At 62.2% G+C, this 17,522-nt stretch carries 15 protein-coding genes; 8 read left to right on the top strand and 7 right to left on the bottom strand.

Going from position 1 to position 17,522, the window contains the following annotated elements; genetic code table 11:
* Position 1: 1 nt before the first annotated feature.
* The 6 genes from bioA to ACP7DW_RS28000 all read right to left on the bottom strand — a co-directional run bounded on the left by bioA (position 2) and on the right by ACP7DW_RS28000 (position 7,104).
* Entirely contained in the window at positions 2-1,342 is a 1,341-nt protein-coding gene (bioA, locus tag ACP7DW_RS28025; RefSeq protein WP_426057682.1) for an adenosylmethionine--8-amino-7-oxononanoate transaminase, read from the bottom strand.
* A gap of 45 nt (positions 1,343-1,387) precedes the next feature.
* Positions 1,388-2,176, bottom strand: coding sequence for an enoyl-CoA hydratase/isomerase family protein (locus ACP7DW_RS28020; RefSeq protein ID WP_426057683.1), 789 nt, complete (start codon positions 2,174-2,176; stop codon positions 1,388-1,390).
* 14 nt (positions 2,177-2,190) lie between these two features.
* Positions 2,191-3,813: a carboxyl transferase domain-containing protein gene (locus ACP7DW_RS28015; protein WP_426057684.1), complete on the bottom strand. Its 1,623-nt coding sequence runs from the start codon at positions 3,811-3,813 to the stop codon at positions 2,191-2,193.
* 40 nt (positions 3,814-3,853) lie between these two features.
* Positions 3,854-4,297, bottom strand: a complete 444-nt coding sequence (locus tag ACP7DW_RS28010; protein WP_099761407.1) for a YchJ family protein — start codon at positions 4,295-4,297, stop codon at positions 3,854-3,856.
* 92 nt (positions 4,298-4,389) lie between these two features.
* Entirely contained in the window at positions 4,390-5,676 is a 1,287-nt protein-coding gene (locus ACP7DW_RS28005; RefSeq protein WP_426057685.1) for a D-amino acid dehydrogenase, read from the bottom strand.
* Positions 5,677-5,757: 81 nt separating this feature from the next.
* Positions 5,758-7,104, bottom strand: a complete 1,347-nt coding sequence (locus ACP7DW_RS28000) for a serine hydrolase domain-containing protein (RefSeq protein WP_426057686.1) — start codon at positions 7,102-7,104, stop codon at positions 5,758-5,760.
* A gap of 227 nt (positions 7,105-7,331) precedes the next feature.
* Here ACP7DW_RS28000 and ACP7DW_RS27995 point away from each other — a divergent pair, with 227 nt between their 5' ends.
* The 8 genes from ACP7DW_RS27995 (at position 7,332) to ACP7DW_RS27960 (ending at position 15,749) form a co-directional block, all read left to right on the top strand.
* The gene (locus tag ACP7DW_RS27995) at positions 7,332-8,072 is read left to right on the top strand and encodes a GntR family transcriptional regulator (protein WP_426057687.1); all 741 of its coding nucleotides are present in this window, start codon (positions 7,332-7,334) and stop codon (positions 8,070-8,072) included.
* A gap of 234 nt (positions 8,073-8,306) precedes the next feature.
* Entirely contained in the window at positions 8,307-9,188 is an 882-nt protein-coding gene (locus ACP7DW_RS27990; protein ID WP_426057688.1) for an N-acetylmuramic acid 6-phosphate etherase, read from the top strand.
* Positions 9,189-9,233: 45 nt separating this feature from the next.
* Positions 9,234-10,532, top strand: a complete 1,299-nt coding sequence (locus ACP7DW_RS27985; protein ID WP_426057689.1) for an MFS transporter — start codon at positions 9,234-9,236, stop codon at positions 10,530-10,532.
* Positions 10,533-10,623: 91 nt separating this feature from the next.
* On the top strand, positions 10,624-12,276 hold the full coding sequence (locus ACP7DW_RS27980; RefSeq protein ID WP_426057690.1) for a glycoside hydrolase family 10 protein: 1,653 nt from the start codon (positions 10,624-10,626) through the stop codon (positions 12,274-12,276).
* 94 nt (positions 12,277-12,370) lie between these two features.
* Positions 12,371-13,318, top strand: a complete 948-nt coding sequence (locus tag ACP7DW_RS27975) for a BadF/BadG/BcrA/BcrD ATPase family protein (RefSeq protein WP_426057691.1) — start codon at positions 12,371-12,373, stop codon at positions 13,316-13,318.
* 30 nt (positions 13,319-13,348) lie between these two features.
* Complete coding sequence (locus ACP7DW_RS27970; RefSeq protein WP_426057692.1) at positions 13,349-14,149, top strand: N-acetylmuramoyl-L-alanine amidase; 801 nt, start codon at positions 13,349-13,351, stop codon at positions 14,147-14,149.
* Positions 14,150-14,232: 83 nt separating this feature from the next.
* Complete coding sequence (locus tag ACP7DW_RS27965) at positions 14,233-15,135, top strand: LysR family transcriptional regulator (RefSeq protein ID WP_070288989.1); 903 nt, start codon at positions 14,233-14,235, stop codon at positions 15,133-15,135.
* Entirely contained in the window at positions 15,135-15,749 is a 615-nt protein-coding gene (locus ACP7DW_RS27960; protein WP_426057693.1) for a M15 family metallopeptidase, read from the top strand. The genes ACP7DW_RS27965 and ACP7DW_RS27960 overlap by 1 nt, the downstream gene beginning before the upstream one ends.
* On the opposite strand, the gene ACP7DW_RS27955 is transcribed toward ACP7DW_RS27960, so the two are convergent.
* Positions 15,750-17,129 carry a sodium-dependent transporter gene (locus ACP7DW_RS27955; RefSeq protein ID WP_298409493.1) on the bottom strand — a complete coding sequence of 460 codons (1,380 nt, stop codon included), beginning with the start codon at positions 17,127-17,129 and terminating at the stop codon, positions 15,750-15,752. It lies immediately after the preceding gene.
* Positions 17,130-17,522 lie beyond the last annotated feature (393 nt).

Genomic DNA, 17,522 nt, shown 5'->3' with positions numbered 1-17,522 from the left:
CTCAGGCCCCGATCACTGTGTTGAAGACGGCCAGCGTCTGCTGGCCCAGGCCCGCGATTTCCTCGTCGTCGAGGATGTACGGCGGCATCAGGTAGACGGTCGAACCGATGGGGCGCATCAGCAGTTCGTGCTCCAGCGCCGTGCTGAAGAAGCGGCGCGAAAAATCGGGCGCCGCATCGACGGCATCGAAGGCCCAGATCATGCCCTGCTGGCGGAAGTGTTTTACGCGCTCATGCTGCGCCAGCGGCGCCAGCGCTTGCGTGATCTTCGCGGCGCGCACCCGGTTGGCCGCCAGCACATCGTCTTCCTCGAAGATGGCCAGGGTCGCCAGCGCGGCGCGGCAGGCCAGCGGGTTGCCCGTGTACGAGTGCGAATGCAAGAAGCCGCGCCGCACGTCGGTGCTGTAGAACGCTTGATAGATGTCGTCGCGCGTCATCACGAGGGACAGGGGCAAATAGCCGCCGCTGATGCCCTTCGACAGACACACGAAGTCGGGCCAGATGCCGGCCTGTTCGCAGGCAAAGAAAGTGCCGGTGCGGCCGCAGCCGACGGCGATTTCATCGAGGATCAAATGGACCTGATAGCGGTCGCACAGGGCGCGCACCAGCGACAGGTACAGCGGGTCGTGCATGGCCATGCCGGTGGCGCATTGGACCAATGGTTCGATGATGATGGCGGCGATCTTGTCCGCTTTTTCCTGGAACAAAAGTTCCACGTCGGCGGCGGCGCGGCGCGCCACGTCTTCGGCGGACTCGCCTTCAAACGCCTGGCGGAAGTCGGGCGATATCACCGTCGTTGTGGCGCGCAGCAAGGGGCCGTAGGCATCCTTGAACAGGGCGACATCCGTGACGGCCAGCGCGCCGATGGTTTCGCCGTGGTAGCTGCCTTTTAAACAGACGAATTCCTGCTTGTCACCCTTGCCGCTGTTGCGCCACGCATGAAAGCTCATTTTCAGGGCGATTTCCACGGCCGAGGCGCCGTCGGACGCGTAAAAGCTGTGACCGAGCACGCCGCCCGTCAAGGCGGAGAGCTTTTCCGACAGCTCGATCACCGGTGCATGCGTGAAACCGGCCAGCATCGCGTGTTCCAGACGGTCCAGCTGGTCCTTGAGTTCCGCATTGATGCGCGGATTCGCATGGCCGAACAGGTTCACCCACCAGGAGCTGATGGCGTCCAGGTAGCGTCGGCCCTCGTGGTCATACAGCCAGGCGCCGCGGCCATGGCTGACGGGGATGAGCGGAACGCTGTTGTTGCCATTCGCGTGATGCTGCATCTGTGTGCAAGGGTGCCACACGCTGCGCAGACTGCGTTCGACCCAGCCCGATTGTTTTTCTGCTTTCAAAACTGCTCCAATGATATTCTTAGTCCATGAGCTGTGGACTATTAACTAGCCCATGAGCCAACCCGGCTTGCGCTTGTCGAGGAACGATTGCACGCCTTCGCGGCCCTGCTCCGAGGCGCGGATCTGCGCGATGCGCTCGGCGGTGTCCGCCAGCAGCGCGTCGTCGACCGGTTGGCCAACGATCTCGCGCACCAGCGTTTTCGCTTGCGCCACGGCGTGCGGGCTGTTGCCCGTCAGCGCTTTGAGTACCTCGGCCGTTTTCGCGTCCAGCGCGCTTGCCTCGACTACCTCGTGGGCAAAGCCGATGCGCAGCGCTTCCTGGGCGGAGAATCGCTCCGCGGTCAGGAAATAGCGGCGTGCCGCGTTTTCGCCCATGGCCTTGATGACATACGGTGAAATAGTGGCCGGGATCAGTCCCAGCCGCACTTCGCTCAGGCAGAAATGCACGTCTTCCGCAACCAGAATGATATCGCATGCGGCGACGAGGCCCATGCCGCCCGCATAGCAGTCGCCCTGGATCTTCGCCACCACGGGTTTCGGACACAGGTAAATCGTGCGCAGCATCTGCGCCAGCTGCAGTGCGTCGGCCTGGTTTTCGGCATGCGTGTAGCCGGCCATCTTCTTCATCCAGTTCAAGTCCGCACCGGCGCAAAACGCCGCGCCGTTCGCCGCCAGCACGATGGCGCGCACCATGTCGCTGCGTCCCAGCCCCTCGAAGGCGCGCGCCAGTTCGGCGATCGTCGTCTGGTTGAAGGCATTGCGCACATCGGGGCGGTTCAGGGTCACGGTGGCGACATTGCCCTCGATGACCAGCTTTAAGGTTTCAAATTCCATGATTTTCTCCCCCCTTACATGCGGAACACGCCGAACTTCGTGTCCGGGATTTCCGCGTTCAAGGCGGCCGACAGGCCCAGGCCCAGCACCATGCGCGTGTCGGCCGGGTCGATCACGCCATCGTCCCACAGGCGCGCGGTGGCGTAGTATGGGTGGCCCTGGTGTTCGTATTGCTCCTTGATCGGCTGCTTGAAGGCCGCTTCCTCGCCCGCGCTCCACTGCCCGCCCTTGCCTTCGATGCCGTCGCGCTTGACGGTCGCCAGCACGGACGCGGCCTGGTCGCCGCCCATGACGGAAATGCGCGCATTGGGCCACATCCACATGAAACGCGGAGAGAACGCGCGGCCGCACATGCCATAGTTGCCGGCGCCGAAGCTGCCGCCGATGATGACCGTGAATTTCGGCACGGCGGCCGTCGCCACGGCCGTCACCATCTTGGCGCCATTGCGGGCGATGCCTTCGTTTTCGTATTTGCGCCCCACCATGAAGCCGGTGATATTTTGCAGGAACACGAGCGGGATCTTGCGCTGGCAGCACAATTCGATGAAATGCGTGCCTTTCAGGGCTGATTCGGAGAACAAGATACCGTTATTGGCGATGATGCCGACTTTGACGCCATAGATATGCGCGAAGCCGCAGATCAGGGTGGTGCCGTAGCGCGCCTTGAATTCGTCGAAATCGCTGCCGTCGACGATGCGCGCGATCACTTCGCGTACATCGAAGGGCTTGCGCGTATCGACGGGAATCACGCCATACAGTTCCTGCGTCGGGTATGTTGGCTCGACGGACTCGCGCAAGGCCATCTGCTGCGGTTTTTTACGGTTCAGGTTCGAGACGATGGTGCGCGCCAGCGACAGCGCATGCAAATCGTTTTGCGCCAGGTGGTCGACCACGCCGGACAAGCGCGTGTGCACGTCGCCGCCGCCCAGGTCTTCGGCCGTCACCACTTCACCCGTCGCCGCTTTCACCAGCGGCGGGCCGCCGAGGAAAATCGTGCCCTGCTCCTTGACGATGATCGACTCGTCGCTCATGGCAGGCACATACGCGCCGCCCGCCGTGCAAGAGCCCATCACCACGGCGATCTGCGGGATGCCCTTGGCCGACAAATTCGCCTGGTTATAGAAGATGCGGCCGAAATGGTCGCGGTCGGGGAAGACGTCGTCCTGGTTCGGCAGGTTGGCGCCGCCCGAGTCGACCAGGTAAATGCAGGGCAGGTTGTTCTGGTCGGCGATTTCCTGGGCGCGCAAATGCTTTTTGACCGTCATCGGGTAATACGTGCCGCCCTTGACGGTGGCGTCGTTGCAGACGATGACGCATTCCTGGCCGGAGACGCGGCCGATGCCGGTGATGATGCCGGCGGACGGCGCCGCATCGACGCCCTTGGCGTCCTGGTACATGGCATAGGCCGCCATCTGGGAAAACTCGAGGAAGGGCGTGCCGGGATCGAGCAGCATCTGCACGCGGTCGCGCGGCAGCAGTTTTCCGCGCGCCAGGTGCTTGGCGGCTGCCGCTTCGCCGCCGCCGGCCGCGATCTTTTCCACTTTGTCGCGCAGATCGTCGACGATGGCTTGCATGGCAGCGGCATTGGCCTTGAAATCTTCACTGCGCGGATTGAGTTTGCTTTCGATGTGCGGCATTGCGGTTCCTTTTTATGATCGCCCGGTCTCTCGGGTCGCGCTATTCGGGAAAACTGCCGTCGAGATAAAACCAGCGCATGCCACCGTCACCCGCCTCGCGCACGAAGCGGCTCACTTCATGCAGGCGGTGCGCGCGGCCGTTGACCTTGTAGCGGGCCACGAATTCGACGCTGTCGCGGTGTATCTCTTCGGCTTGATCTGCTGATACTGCTTTACGTTGACGTAAACGTAAAGCAGATTTTACCTCAAGTCCCAGCCAGTGGACTTTTTCTTCTTCGGCAAATAAAGCGTCGGTGGGACGGGTGCTGGCGTGCCAGGTGGCGCGCAGGTAGGGCTCGTCGCGCAAGGTGAAGGCCGTGTAGCGCGAACGCATCAAGGCTTCGGCCGTGGGCGGCAAGGCGTCGCCCGCGATATACGGGCCGCAGCAGCTGGCGTAGGAGGCGCCGCCACAGGGGCAGGCGGCAGATGTCGAGGGTGTGGGCATGCGGTGGCGATATGGAACAGAAAAGAGGGAACAGGAAAGTTCCGCAATTATCCGCCATATCGGCGGCGGCGCGTGCGCGCCGCCTTGGCCTGCTACTTTTTCGGGCTGAGGAAGTCCAGCGCGAACGGTGGCGCCTTGCCGGCCATGAGGTCGGCCAGGATGCGCGCCGTGCCGGCGGCAAAGGTAAAGCCCAGCGGGCCATGGCCCACGTTGAGCCACAGGTTGGCGTAGGTGCTGGCGCCGACCAGCGGCGCGCTGTTCGGCGTGGCGGGGCGCAGGCCGGCCCAGGCCGTGGCCTGGTCGTAGTCGGCGCCGTGCGGCATGGCTTCGCGCGCCAGCCGCGTCAGGCCGGCGATGCGGTTCCAATCGATGCTGTTGTCGGCGCCCACCATGTCGACCATGGCGGCCACGCGCAGGTCGCTGCCAATGCGCGCATACAGCACCTTGCGCTCAAAATCCGTGATGCTGATCTCGGGCGCCTTGTCCTGTGCGCGGATGGGCGCCGTCAGGCTGTAGCCCTTCAAAGGGTACAGCGGCAAATAAATGCCCGCCGTGGCGGCCAGGTCGCGGCTCTGGATGCCGGCCGCCAGCACATAGTGATCCGCCTGTAACAGGCCCAGGCTGGTGTCGACGCCCGTGATCCTGCCCTTGTGCGTGACGAGGCGGCGCGCCTCGCCTTTCAGCAGGAGCGAACAATTCGGGTGCTGCAGCAGGCGCGCTTCCAGGGCCAGGCAAAAGGCGTGGCAATCGGCCACCGCCTCGCCCTCGGTAAAGATGCCGCCCGCCAGGGAGCCTTGCAAGGCGGCCAGCGCCGGTTCGCGCTGCACGGCTTCTTGCGGCGACAAGACGAGGCGTGCCTCTTCCGATTCGGGCCGCGCCACGGCCCGCTGGAAGATGGCGGGCGAGCGGTAGACGATGAGTTTGCCTGCATCGCGCCAGGCATAAGCCTCGGGCGGCACGCTCAGTTCCAGCTGCGCCATGCCGGCGCGGCTTAATTCTCCCAGTTGCAGCAGCTTGGCCGTCGTGCGGGCATTGCTGGCGCTGTTGCAATTACGCAAGAAACTGGCCATCCAGCGCCACTGGCGCCAGTCGGCCTCGGGCCGGAAGCGCAGCGGGCCATCTTTCTGCAACAGCCATTGCAGGGCTTTGAAAGGGACGCCCGCGTCCGCCAGCGGTGCCACATAGCGATAGCTGAGCTGGCCGCCATTGCGGTAGCTGGCGGCGATCGCCACTTGTTCATTGCGTTCCAGGACAGTGACCTTGTAGCCGGCCTCGGCCAGCCACCAGGCCGATGTCAGGCCGACGACGCCGCCGCCGATGATGATGACGTGTTGCTGCATGTTGCCTCGCTGCGTTGCGCTCCCATGGTGCGGGAGCATTCGGGAAGAGCTTAGAGGCTGGCCGTTCAGGGAGCCAATGAAACATCATGGTGCAGCCATAACTTTCAGGAATGCACCATTTCAAGGCAGGGATTGATTGTTGGCAATCGCACCACGGTAGAGCGCCGTGAGGATCAATTCCTCGCTGCGTCCCATGGCGGAATACGTGCCCGGATACTGCGCGGGATCGCTGCCCGTGCCGCCCACCAGCATCACCATGCCATTCCTGTTCTTGAAATCGAGCACGAAGGCGGAGACGAGGCCATACGCGTCGCCCAGGTGGCCGACGGCCGTGAAACTGGCGCCCTCGACCAGGCCATTGCCCTGCCCCGCCAGCGCATCGAATTGCTGGTTGCCCAGTCCCCAGGCGCGGTACAGGCCCCGCTCGCTGTCGCCATTGCTGCCATCGGGCGTCAGCTGCCATTGCCGGGCAAACATCAGCGCGATGCTGGCCGGCTGCAACAACTGCTGATGCTGGTAGCGGCCACCGTCGAGCAGCATTTGCATGATCTTGCCCAAGTCAGCGGCGGAAATGCGCAAGCCGCCCGTGGGACTGAAGACGGTGGCGTTGCTGCCGATCACGTAACGTTCGATGCCGGCTGGCGGGCGCTGGTAAACAGCATCGGCCTGGGCGATCCAAGGGCCGTGCGGTTGCCAGGTTTCCGTCTCCAAGGTGCGCTTGCGGTACAGGGTGGCCGTGTTCGCCACCTCTTCCTTGGGAAATGCCGCCGGATGGTAGCCGCCGCGCACATCGAGGGGATCGAGCAGCAGACGCCGCATCAGCAAGTCGAAGCGCTCGCCCGTGACTTTTTCCATCACGGTGCCGATGACTCCCCAGTTCAGGTTGGAATACGTGAAATAGCGGCCTGGCGGCATGGCCGCATCCCACATGAGGTCGCCGCCGGCCGTAAACACGTCGCGCAAGCTGCGTTCGGGGCCCCAGGCATAGCCGCCCGCGTCGCGCAGCGAGGAAGTGTGGCTGAGCAAGCTGCGCAGGGTCACGGCTTGCTGGGGGAAATGCGGGTTGCGCAGGGAAAAGCCCAGATAGATGCCCACGTCCTGGTCCAGGCTCAGCTTGCCCTGCTCGACCAGCTGCATCAGGCCCACAGTGGTCATCATCTTCGATACGGAGGCGATGCGAAACAGCGTGGCCGGCGTCACCGGCAAGCTGTCGGCCGGCGTGGCGCCGATGTGCCGGTAGCCAAATTGCTGCTGATACGACACCTTGCCATGGCGAATGGCCAGCACGGACAGGCTGGCCAGCGGGTGGAGCGGGTCATCGACGATGGCGGCCAGCGCCGCATCGAGCGCGCGCCGCTGTGCCTGTGGTACGCGTGGCTCAGTGCCGCTGCCGGGCGGGGTAGCCAGCGCCGTCCAGGTCGTGCCCAGCAGTAGCAAGCCCAGCAAACCCGTCATTTTGTTGATCATGCTTTCCCTGTGTCATGGTGGATGGACGCCTTGCCAGCATAGGGGGCGATGCGTGACGACGCCAATGAAAATTGCTTATTTATCTATAATGCAAAGCTATACCCACGGTAAAACATCGTTTTTTTAAGTGTATAACCGTTATTTATGGTCATTTTCCATATATTCATGGGTGGACGGGCTACGCGCAAGCGCCATCGCTATTACACTAGGAGGACAAGGAGAACTGTATGAGCCAGACCAGCGTAGAACTCAAGGTCGATTTAAATGACAATTCGCCTTTATATATGCAGATCGCCCGCAAGCTGAGCGATGACGTACGCAACGGCCGCTACCAGGTAGACCAGGCCCTGCCCTCTGAACGTACCCTGTCCGAACTGCTCGATGTATCGCGCGTGACTGCCCGCAAGGCCATCGACCAGCTCGTCGAGCAAGGCCTCGTCGTGCGCCGCCGTGGTTCGGGCAACTATATTGCCCCGCGCATCGAGCAGCCGCTGTCGAACCTGTCGAGCTTTTCCGAGCAGTTGCAGCAGCGCGGCTACCGCCCCGGCTCGCGCTGGCTCAAGCGCGAAGTCGTCATCGCCAGCAGCGATGAACAGCTGAGCCTGGGCCTGGCACAGAACACGAAAGTGGCGCGCCTGGAGCGCTTGCGCCTGGCCGACGACGTGGTGATGGCGTATGAAGTGAGCGTGCTGCCCTTCAGCGTGGTGCCGGACCCGGCCGCCGTGGGCGATTCGCTGTATGAATACTTGAGCAGCATCAAGAAGGCCCCCGTGCGCGCCTTGCAGCACATCCGCGCCATGAATGCGACGGACGTGCTGGCCAAGCAACTGGGTATCCCCGATGGCCAGGCCGTGCTGTTCATCACGCGCATCGCCTACCTGGAGTCGGGCGAAGCGGTGGAACTGACGCATTCGTATTGCCGCAGCGATCATTACGATTTTGTTGCTGAAATGCGCCGCGCGCCATAAACCTGCTGCGCGTCTCCCTGACAGGCCTGTGTTGCTCACCGTACGTAAAGTACGGTTGCGCTACTCGACCCGCCAGGAAACCGCTCGCTGCGGTTTATCCATTCAGCCCAAACACTGCCTGCCACGATTCTGTTACCACCCATAAACTCCCGTTATGCCTGCACGCCAAGCTTTCATGGCTGATCTTGCACATCGGTATTAAACTGGTTTCACGTTCAACTATGCTCTGAAATCATGTTGAAAACTGAAACCCCGAGCCGGCGGCATCCGGACCTGGACCTGTATCCGGTGGAGCAACTGGTCGCGGCGCTGGTCGATGACCAGTTCTGGGCCGTCGAAGCTGTGCGGCTGGCCTCGCCCGAGATCGCCGCCGCCATCACGGCCGCCCTGCCCCGCATCGCGGCCGGCGGACGCTTGCTGTACGTGGGTGCGGGCACCTCGGGACGCCTGGGCGTACTCGACAGCGTTGAATTGAACCCCACGTTTTCCTGGCCGCCCGAGCGTGCCGTCGCCATCCTGGCCGGCGGCGCCGGCGCCATGTTTGTGGCCGTCGAAGGGGCGGAAGATGATGTGCAGCAAGGCGAGCGGGATTTGCTGGCCTTGCAACCGCAGGTCAACGATGTGGTGATCCTGCTGGCCGCCTCCGGCGCCACGCCGTATGTGCTGGGCGCGCTGCTGGCCGCACGCACGGCCGGTGCCTTGACCATCGGCATCGCCAACAATGTGGATGCCCCCATGGCGCACGAGGCGCAATGCGGCATCGTGCTCGACACGGGCACGGAAGTCATTTCCGGCAGCACGCGTCTGAAAGCAGGCACGGCGCAAAAAATCACCCTGAACACGATTTCCAGCGCCCTGATGGTGGGTTTGCACAAAACTTACGGAAACTTGATGGTAGACTTGAAGCCGACCAACGCCAAGCTGATCTGGCGGGCGGTGCGTCTGACCATGCATGCCACCGGTGCCAGCGAAATGCAGGCCAGGGCCGTGCTGGAGCAATGCCACTATCACGTCAAGGTGGCGATCGTTGCCTTGATCAAAAAAATCAACACAAACCAGGCACAGGCATTGTTGGCCGGCGCGGACGGCAGTGTGCGGGCGGCACTGGCGGCCTGAGCCGATGGCGCGGCATTCTTCTGTCTGGGAGACCAAGAAGGATGTATGGAGCTAGTGAAACAATCCGCCCCGGCGCGCACGAACAAGCCGTGGCTGTGGATCCCTTCCCTGTATTTCGGCCAGGGCATCCCCTATGTCGTGGTCATGACCTTGTCCGTGATCATGTACAAGAACTACGGTTTTTCCAATACGGATATCGCGCTGTATACCAGTTGGCTGTATTTGCCATGGGTCATCAAGCCCCTGTGGTCGCCCTTCATCGATATGTACCGCACCAAGCGCTTCTGGATCGTCGGCTTGCAGCTGGTGATTGGCGCCGCGCTGGCGCTGGTGGCCCTGACCACGTCGCTGCCGCACTTTTTCCAGATCAGCCTGGCCATCTTCTGGCTGATGGCCTTCAGTTCCGCCACGCATGACATCGCCGCCGATGGCTTTTACATGCTGGGACTGGAAGAGCACCAGCAGGCGGCCTTCGTCGGCGTGCGCAGCACCTTTTACCGCCTGGCCATGATCGCGGGCCAGGGCGGCCTGGTGTTTCTGGCTGGCTATCTGACGCATGCGACGGGCAATGTGCAGCTGGCCTGGTCGGTCGTGTTCGCGATTCTGGCGGGCCTGTTCATCGCCCTGTTCCTGTATCACTATTTTGTCTTGCCGAAACCGAAAGATGACCGTCCCAGCATCCAGGGCGCTGGTATTTCCCCGTTGCAGGAATTCATCGCCACCTTTGCCGCCTTCTTCAAGAAGAAGGATATTGTCGTCATCCTGGGCTTTTTGCTGCTGTTCCGCCTCGGTGAAGCGCAATTGCTCAAACTGGCTGCGCCCTTCCTGCTCGACCCCGTCGCCAAGGGCGGCCTGGGCCTGAGCACGGAACAGGTGGGCCTGGTCTACGGCACCATCGGCGTGATCGCCCTGACCCTCGGTGGCTTGCTGGGCGGTTATATTATTTCCCGCTTTGGCTTGAAACGCTGCTTGTGGATCATGGTGCTGTCCGTCCACTTGCCCGACCTGGTGTTTGTCTATCTGGCCAGCGCCTTGCCCAGCAGCATCTATGTGATCGCCGGTGGCATTGCGTTGGAGCAGTTTGGCTATGGCTTCGGTTTCGCCTCCTACATGTTGTACATGATCATGGTGTCCGATGGCGCGCATAAAACGGCCCATTACGCCATCTGCACGGGTTTCATGGCCCTGGGCATGATGCTGCCGGGCATGGCCAGCGGCTGGATACAGCAAATGCTCGGTTACCAGCACTTCTTCATCTGGGTGTGCATCGCCACCATTCCTGCCTTCATCATGGCCGCGCTGGTCAAGATCGATCCCGAATTCGGCAAGAAGGCCGAGGCCTGATTCTTTTGAACCGTGCGCCCGCAAGGATGGCGGGCGCACAGTAAAATGCCCGCACCGATACACCTGCGCTTCACCACTGCAAGGAATTGTTTTGTTGTCTACTTTGAAAAAACGCCTGGGCGCCACGGCTGGCGTGCTGGCCGCGCTGGCCACCGCCACATTGCTCAGCAGTTGTACCAGCACCAAGCTGCCCTCCGCGGTGACGCCAGGCGAAGCGGGCCTGCCGGCTGTGCAGCACATCACGGGCGAAGTGCCGCCGCCGGCGCCGCGCGAGTTCCGCGCCGCCTGGGTCTCGACGGTCGCCAATATCGACTGGCCCAGCCGCAGCAATTTGCCGGTCGCCAAGCAGCAAGCCGAGGCGATCGCCATCCTCGACCGCGCCAAGTCCTTGAATCTGAACGCGATCGTGCTGCAGGTGCGGCCCAGCGCCGACACGATTTACCCGTCGCAACTGGAGCCGTGGTCGGAATACCTGACCGGCAAGCAAGGCCAGCCGCCATTGCCCATGTATGACCCGCTGGCCTTCTGGGTGGCGCAGGCGCATGCGCGCGGCCTGGAATTGCACGCCTGGTTCAACCCGTACCGGGCCCGCCATGCGACGGCCAAGTCGCCGCTGGCGCGCGACAGTTTCGCGTCCACCAACCCGGCGTCCGTCAAGCAATACGGCCGCTACCTGTGGATGGATCCGGGCGATGCCGCCGCCTCGAAGCACACGACGGACGTGGTGCTGGACGTGGTGCGCCGCTACGATATCGATGGCGTACACATCGACGATTACTTTTATCCGTATCCGATCGACGCGCCCGGCGCCGGTGCGGGAGCCGAGACGGCCGCGCTGGAAGCGGGCAATGGCGGCGCCAAGCGCGAACTGCCGTTTCCCGATGAGGCTTCGTGGCAGCAATATCTGCTGGCCGGTGGCCAACTGGACCGCCCTTCCTGGCGCCGCCAGAACGTCAACCAGCTGATCGAATCCTTGTATACCGGCATCCACCGCGAAAAGAGCTGGGTGCGCTTCGGCATCAGTCCGTTCGGCATCGGCCGTCCTGACCGCCGCCCTGCCGGCATCGTCGGTTTCAGCCAGTACGATAAATTGTATGCGGATGCGGAACTGTGGCTGGCCAAGGGCTGGCTCGACTACCTGTCGCCGCAGCTGTACTGGCCCGTGGCGCAGGCGCCGCAAGCGTTTGGCGTGCTGCTCGATTACTGGCTGGCGCAAAATCCGTATGGCCGCCACGTGTGGCCGGGTTTGTATACGAGCCGCATCGACAATTCCGCCAAGTCCTTCACGCCGCAAGAGATCATCAAGCAGATCGAAGTGACGCGCACGCGTCCCGGCGCGAATGGACAGGTGCATTTCAGCATGGCGCCCTTGATGCAGAATCGCAAGGGTGTCAGCGAGCAACTCAAGGCGACCGTCTACCAAAGCCCTGCCCTGATTCCCGCCACGCCGTGGCTGGGCAAGGAAGCGCCGGGTACGCCCGTGCTGGCCTTGCGCCGCGATTCCACCAGCCTGAACGTCAAATTGACGGCGGGCGGCGGCAAACCCGTGGCGCAATATGCGATCTGGGCCCGCTACGGCGAAGACTGGCGCTTTAGCGTCGTCACGGGCATGCAAGGCGAGCTGACCCTGGTTGATGATGCCGTTGGTAAAGTCAACGCGGTGGTGATCAGCGCGGTGGACCGCCTCGGCAATGAAAGCCCCCGCGTCACCGTGCGCGCACCGTTCACGGCCGCCGCCAAGTAGTTGTTGAGCGTTCAACGGTAGTCCATAACCTGCAGGCATGAAACATGCGCAAGCTTTCATGCCTGCAAGTCCAGCTTGGCTTTACACTCTTGCCATGATTTCCTTCCCTACAGCCAATAATGCGGTGCCCGTGCTGGGCCTGGGCATCGACGCGGGCGGCACGCAGACGCGCTGGGCCCTGGCCACCGTTGACGGCGTCATCGTGGCCGAGGGCGTCGTGGAAGGTTTGTCTGCCTTGCAAATGAGCAGCGATGCGGGCCGCGCGGCCGTGCACGCCACGTTTACCAGGCTGTGCCAGGCCGTGCAGGCTGTCGGCCGGCCGCGTGCCGTGGTGGCGGGCTTGACGGGATTTGGCGGCGATGATGTTGTCTTGGCGCAAACGCTGGCCGCCCTGCTGGCGCTGGACACCGCCGACGTCAGTATCGGGAACGATATCGAGATCGCCTACCGCGACAGTTTTGAACCAGGCGAAGGTTATCTGGTCTACGCTGGCACGGGCTCGATCGCCGCCTGGATCGATACGGATGGCGGCTTTCACCGGGCGGGTGGGCGCGGCGTGCTGCTTGACGATGGCGGCGGCGGTTACTGGATCGCCCGCGAAGCCTTGCGCCACATCTGGCGCCGCGAAGACGAGGCGCCCGGCAGCTGGCAAAGCTCGCCCATGGCCGAAGCTGTTTTTGCGCATATCGGCGGTAGCGACTGGTCGCTGTCGCGCGCCTTCATGTATGGCCAGGAGCGGGGCGCTATCGGCCGGCTGGCGCTGGCCGTGGCCGCCAGTGCGGATGCCGACCCGCTGGCGCTGGACATCTTGCAGCGCGCGGGACAGGAACTGGCGCGTCTGGCGCTGGCCCTGACGGCGCGCTACGGCCCCCGTCCCGTGGTGCTGGCGGGGCGCGCGGCGCAGTTGCACCCGGCTATCGCCACTGCCATGCGCGCCGCTTTGCCTGTATCGTTGCAGATGGAGCAAAAAGTTGCCCGCTCGCATGAGGCCGCGGCCAAGCTGGCGGCCAGGACGGCCAGCTTGTATGCCGGCAAGAACTGACTATTTTATTAACCCGAACATGGATCTTTCATGAAAAAAATCGCCCTCGCCCTGCTGGTGGCCCTGCTCTCCGCCTGTAGCACGCCCGCGCCGCACCTCGACCATAGTTTGACGGCGCGCAGCCAGAGCCCGCGCGTGAAATTCATCGTCATCCATTACACGGTCAGCGACTTGCCCCGCTCGATCAAGATCCTGACGGAACAGGTGGTCAGCAGCCATTATTTGCTGACCGACACGGACAAGCCGAAGTTTTACGTGCTGGTCGACGAATCGCGCCAGGCCAATCACGCGGGTGTGAGCAACTGGAAGACTTATACACAGTTGAATGTCAGCTCGATCGGCATCGAGATCGTCAACCCCGGCTACAAGGACACGCCGGAAGGCCGCCTCTGGTATCCATTCCCGCAGGCGCAAATCGATGAACTGATTCCCCTGTTGAAAGATATCCAGGCGCGCTACAACATCGCGCCGGAAAATATCCTCGGCCATAACGAGATCGCCCCGCAGCGCAAGCAGGATCCGGGTCCGCTGTTCCCGTGGCGCCAGTTGGCCGATGCGGGCCTGATCGTCTGGCCGGACGCGAACCGTGTGGTCGCGCAGCGCCTTATTTTTGAGAGCCAGGTGCCGGACGCCGTCTGGTTCCAGAAGAAGCTGGCCCAGCACGGTTATGCGACGCCGAATACGGGCGTCTTCGATGAAGCAACGCGCAATGTGCTGATCGCCTTCCAGATGAAATACCGCAACAGCTTGTTCGACGGCACGCCGGATGGCGAAACGGCGGCCCTGCTGGAAGTGCTGACGACACCGGCCCCAGCTGTTGCAACCAAGTAGCATGGCCATTCCAGCCCATGACTTTTTCTTATATGCTGAACGTTGACGGCCCAGGCGGCCACGGCAAGGTAAAGGAATAGCTCATGCGGCTGCGTCATATCGAAGTGTTTCACGCCATCATGCAAGTTGGTACCATCAGCGGCGCCGCCCAGGTGCTGCATATCTCGCAACCGGCCGTGACCAAGGTCTTGCAGCATTGCGAGTTGCAACTGGGCATGCCGCTGTTCGAGCGCGTGCGGGGCAAGCTGTACCCGAAGCCCGAGGCGCACCGTCTGTTTGTCGAGACGGAAAAGCTCAACCGCGATTTATTGGGCATCCGCCGCCTGGCGGCCAGCCTGAAGGGCCATGCGGTGGAAACCATCCGCCTGGTCTCCACGCCGACGCTCGCCATCAGCGTCTTGCCATTCGCCATGACGGAATGGCGGCGCGACTTCCCCCACACGCGTTGCCAGCTGGCTACCCACCACACGGGCGAGATCGTCAATACCCTGCGCCTCGGTGAAGCGGACCTGGCCGTGTCGCTGCAAGACCCGCGCCATCCGGGCATCGTGGCCGAACCGATCGCGCACGGCGTCATGACGGTGATCGCGCCGGCCGGCACCTGGCACGCGGCCGATTGCGGCACACCATTGACGGCGCATGGCCTGAATGGCGAGCTGATCGGCCATGCGGATAACGATCCGCTGGGCGAACTGGTGGTGGCCGCCTGCGAGGCGCAGGATATCCACCCGGTCTTTTCTACCGTGGTGCAGACGTATCAAATTGCCCGTTCCCTGGTGGAAGCGGGCGCCGGCATGGCCGTGGTCGACCCGTTTACGGCCGCCTCTGGCTCGCCCGAGCGCTTGCAGCGTCGTCCCTGGGCGCCTACGATCCCGATCCAACTGTATTTATTGACGGCGAGCCACTCGCCGCTGTCGCATGGCGCGCGGCGCCTGGCAGACAGCATCGGCGTGGCGGCGCGCAACTGCCTGGAAAGAGGAGTCTGATGTCTGTTGCAAGTTTGCAATTGGAAGCGGTCGGCAGCGATCCGCAATTTCGCCACCTGAGCAGCATCGCCGGCATTGCCGTCGACTTGCGCTATGCCACGCCCGACAATTTCGTCGGCCGCGACTTATACAGCCCCATCGATTGCGCCTGGCTGCACCGCGATGCGGCCGCCGCCCTGGAACAGGCCGTGGCCTGGCTGGCCGCGCATCGGCCCGATCATCATTTATTGGTGCTCGACGCCCTGCGTCCGCAGCGGGTGCAGCAGCAATTGTGGGATGCGCTGCAGGGAACCGAGTTGCTGGGCTATATCGCCGAACCGTCGCGCGGCTCCATCCACTCGTTCGGCATGGCGCTCGACATCACCATCGTCGGCCCGGATGACCGGGAACTGGACATGGGCACGGGCTTTGACGACTTGAGTGAGCGCTCGCACCCGGCGCTGGAGCTGGCTTTGCTGGAAAGCGGGGAGATTACGCAGGAGCAGGTGGCGCACCGCCGCTTGTTGCGCGACGCCATGTTCCAGGCGGGCTTCTTCGGCATTAACAGCGAATGGTGGCATTTCGATTGCGGCGACCGGGTGCTGGTGCGCCAGACCTACACCCGGGTACTCTGATTAGAAGACCTTCAAACCTTTCAGCATCACGATCAAGATCAATACAGGCGAGACAAAGCGCAGCAGGAACAGCAGCACATGCGCCAGAGTTCTATTCTGCAACTGGCCGTGATTGCTGATCGCCTCGATGAAATGGTCTTTGCCCCAGGCCCAGCCTGTAAACAAGGCAATCGCGATGCCGCCTACGGGCAGGAAGATATTCGACGACACAAAGTCGAACAGATCAAACATATTCAAATTGAATAGCTTGAAGTCGGCCAGGGTGCTGTTGCTCAGGGCGCACACGGAACCGAGCACTGCCAGCAGCAGCATGGTCACGACGGTGGCCTTGGTGCGCGTCCAGCCAAAGCGTTCATGGAAAATCACCACCGGTACTTCCATCAGCGACAGCATCGCGCCCGTGGCGGCCACGGCGGCCAGGATAAAGAACACCACCATCAGGACTTGCCCCATCGGGATTTGCGAGAACACGGCCGGGATCGTGATGAACACCAGCGACGGTCCCGCACTGGGAGCGAAACCAAACGTGAACACGGCAGGGAAGATGGCGATGCCGGCCAGCATCGATACGCCGAGGTCGGCCGCCATGACGCGCAGGGTGGTGACAGGGATATTCTGGTCGTCGCGGAAATAGCTGCCATAGGTCATCATCGTGCCCATGCCGACGGACAATTTAAAGAAAGCCAGGCCCATGGCCGTCAGCACGACGGAAGCCGTCAGCTTGGAAAAATCAGGACGAAACAGAAACGCCAGACCTTCACCCGCTTTATCGAGCGACAGGCTGACCGCGCAGAGCAGCAGTAGTAACAGGAACAGCAGCGGCATGAGTTTCTTGGCGATCGCCTCGATGCCCTTGGTCACGCCGAGCATCAATATGCCACCGATAAACAGCAGCACGCCCCATTGCCAGAACAGCGACTGCAGGGGATTGCTGATCAGTGAAGCGAAGGCCGCTTCCGTCACCAGCTTGTCGCTGCTGAGGATGGAGCCATCGATGGCCTTGGCGATATAGGCAAACACCCAGCCCACCACTTCCGAGTAAAACGCCACGATCAGGAAGGCGGCGATCATGCCGATGACGCCGACCAGCCACCACGGTTTGCCCTTCGGTGCCAGTTGTTCCATGGTCGAGATGGGATTGACCTTGGCGCGGCGGCCCAGTGTGATTTCCGCGATCATCACGGGCAACCCTACCAATAAGGTGGCGAGCAGATAGATGAGCAGGAAGCCGGCGCCGCCATTGGCGCCCGTCAGATAGGGGAATTTCCAGATATTGCCGAGACCGACTGCGGAACCGAGGGTGGCGGCGAGCACGCCGAAGCCAGTGGTAAAGCCAGCTCGTTTCAGGGTCAGGCCTGATCCTTGAGCTTGTTGTTTCATGGTGAATCTTCTATGGATGGACGCGGATGTGCGCTGAGGGGGCGAAATTGTAGCAGTTGGCCGCAAATACCCCGGAAAAGCCTTGCTACTGGCGGGGCGCTTTGCTATAGTTCGCCTCCCCAATGAGACGCACTAGTTTGCGACACAAAAGGGACAGCCTTCCGGGGCTGGGTAGTAAAAAAGAAGGAGTTGACGGATGTAGTGAAATGCTTCATACTCTTCCTTCTTCGCAGCTGACAAACACAACGCTTTGTCGATAGCGCGAGAGCAGTAACCGAATACAGTTCTTTAACAATTAACAGTCGATAAGTGTGGGCATTTGATGTAAGTGCAGCGTCAATCTTCGGATTGGCGTCTAACTTAAAATATCAAATGTTCACAAGAAATAATGAA

Source organism: Janthinobacterium sp. PSRC1-1, from assembly GCF_049897525.1.
Classification (GTDB): Bacteria; Pseudomonadota; Gammaproteobacteria; order Burkholderiales; family Burkholderiaceae_D; genus Janthinobacterium; species Janthinobacterium tructae.
Note: the sequence above shows the minus strand (reverse complement) of the source record. Positions and strands in the feature narration are given on the sequence as shown.